Below are 2,353 nucleotides of genomic sequence, written 5' to 3'. Positions count from 1 at the left end.
CCCTTCCTCCTCCCGCGGCGTCCTGGCGGCTTGTGTGCTCCCCCCTCGGGGCGGGGCCCCCGCGGTTGTTTTCGCGGGGGGGCCCCCGACTCGTGGAGCAGGGGGTCATGGGATCATGTGATCACCAGAACGTCACGACGAAGCCCTTGCACTTGGCGCACTGCCGCATCGTCTTGTTGCCGGTCTCCTGGTCCTGCTTGGACCAGGCGTAGGCCTTGGGGCAGTGCTTCTTGATGGCATCGCTGTAGGCGGAGGTGGCATCCCGGTTCGGGTTCACGCACAGCACGGTCTTCCCGGCGGAGTTGTGCTGCCGGTCGGCCTTCGGGCAGTAACGCAGCAGGTTCTTCCGGCAGCCCTGCTGCGAGCACGAGCCGTTCTCGGTGACCTTCTCGGCTCCCTTGGGCGCGATGGTGATGGGGAGTGAGAAGGCGTTGACGTAGCTGACGTCGTACCAGGGCGCCTTCGTGTCCCTGTTGTCGAAGTTGAACTCGGCGAGGCTGACCGGCTGTTCGCCCGTCTCGCAGCGCTGGGCGAACACTCCGCAGTCGCCGATGGTGCAGTGGAACGTGCTTCCCGACTTGCCCGAACATCCCTGGCGGGCGAAGAACTTGCCGCGCCAGTGGTGGGGGGCCTTGTCCTCCGGGATGGTCACGGTCGCCGACTGCCCGGGCTTGAGCACAGGCAGCGACTTCAGGTTCTTCGAATCTCCGTCGGGCTCGTCCTGGTTGACGGTGCTGCCGATCCACAGCTTCTTCCCGGACCGGTTGACGAACGTCACCGTGTGGGCGCCGGCGGCCGCACTCACCTCGGGTGCGGCGACGGTGGTAGCGGCGGGCACGGTGCGGGAATCGTCGGCCACGGCGGCATGCACGGCTCCGGCGGACGCGACGGCCGGCATGAGACACAGCACGGCCGCGAGAAGCAAGTCACGTAATCTCTTCACCTCGTACTCCCTCGGTGGTCGCTTGCTGCACGCAAGAGCGGGTGTCTCAGAACGGGGTCAGCGTCAGGTGCATGTGCTGGGGGCTGGGGTCCTCGATGTAGGAGGCCCAGTCGGCAACGTCGTCGAAGGCGAAGCCGTAGGCCTTGCCGTTGCTGGTCGCGGCGTGGATGGCCTTGGCGTAGTGGTTGGTGACGGCGGTGTCGTAGAAGGTGGCCGCGCGGGTGGTGGGCTGCTTGCTGTGGCTCAGCAGGGTCGAGCGGTTGAACGCGGCGCCCAGGGCGGCGGCGACGGGGCCGGTGATCCCGTCGTTGGGGGCGGCGAGCGCCCCGTCGCAGAAGAGCACGTCACGGGTGGAGGGCTTGGCGAAGGAGACCTGCGCGGGGCCGCTGAAGGTGAGCTGCTGGTTCCTGACCCGGCCGGTGAATGTGCCCGCGTTCGTCCTGACGACGAGGTTCTTGTTCTGGTAGGTGTGCCAGACCTTGTCGATGTAGTCGTCGAAGTAGTGCTGGGGGAACCGGCCGGCGTCGAGGCCGTGGCTCGGGGCGATGACGCGCCGGTCGGCTATGACGAGGTGCTTGAAGTCCGGGTGGTTCCTCAGGGCGTTGAAGACCTTCACGCGGCCGCCGGCGGGCAGCCGGCCGGTGCTGTGGTTCTTCGCTCCGTTCAGCCCGATCATCATCGGAACGCTGAACATGTCCACCATGGTGGTGTTGCAGTGCATGCCGGACGCGTCGTGGGTGAACTCCACGAAGTCGTGCAGCACGGAGAAGTTGGGGTCGGACTCCACCCAGCCGGCCGGCTGCTGAAGACCGATCTTGCCGTCGGCGCCCCTGACGGCCTTGAACTTCAGCTTGTGGCCGAGGGCCACGTAGATGCGTCCGGACATCTGCGGCAGTCGCAGCTTGGTCGCGCCGTGGGCGGTCAGCGGGATGGAGTAGTCGGCGAAGCCGCCCGCGTGGTTGTCGGAGAGCTTGACGGGGGCCAGGGTGCCTCGCCGGGTGAGCCGTACCTGCCGGTCTCCCTTGCTGCCCACGACGTACAGGTGGACCTGGCCGTTGGCGAACTTGCCGCTGCTGTTGACGACCGTGAGCGGCAGCCCCCCTCGCGCGGCCTCGGCGGTCGGGTCGGCGCCGTCGGAGTCGGCGAAGGCGCGCGGGCCGACGGAGACGATCGCGGATCCGGCTAGGGCACCCGCCATCGAGGCGAGCGCTCTGCGGCGGGTGGGCGGGTGGGCGTCGGACGAGAACATGCGGAAGTTCCTCTCTCCAGTGCTGTGTATGACGGAACACGGGTGGGGAAACGGGCGCGCGGGCGCCCGCCCCCGCGGTGGGGGGGGCGGGGGGGGGGGGGCGGGGGCCCCGGGCGGGCCCGGCGGGCGGGGTGGGGCGGGGGCCCGCCCGGGCGGCGGGG

Annotated in this window: 2 protein-coding genes; both read right to left on the bottom strand. The window is 69.1% G+C overall.

Features of this window, described 5'->3' with window-relative positions; translation table 11 throughout:
- Positions 1 to 121: 121 nt before the first annotated feature.
- Positions 122 to 859 carry a thaumatin family protein gene (locus tag ABZ923_RS41175; protein WP_361483546.1) on the bottom strand — a complete coding sequence of 246 codons (738 nt, stop codon included), beginning with the start codon at positions 857 to 859 and terminating at the stop codon, positions 122 to 124.
- Positions 860 to 989: 130 nt separating this feature from the next.
- On the bottom strand, positions 990 to 2,192 hold the full coding sequence (locus ABZ923_RS41170; RefSeq protein WP_361483543.1) for a beta-1,3-glucanase family protein: 1,203 nt from the start codon (positions 2,190 to 2,192) through the stop codon (positions 990 to 992).
- Positions 2,193 to 2,353 lie beyond the last annotated feature (161 nt).

It is taken from the genome of Streptomyces sp. NPDC046881, from assembly GCF_040645015.1.
Classification (GTDB): Bacteria; Actinomycetota; Actinomycetes; order Streptomycetales; family Streptomycetaceae; genus Streptomyces.
The sequence above is the reverse complement of the archived record's forward strand: the minus strand, read 5'-3'. Positions and strand labels throughout refer to the sequence as shown.

Bases quoted from the DNA above. Each gene is read 5' to 3' on its own strand.
- ABZ923_RS41170 (WP_361483543.1), bottom strand. From the start codon at position 2,192: ATGTTCTCGTCCGACGCCCACCCGCCCACCCGCCGCAGAGCGCTCGCC.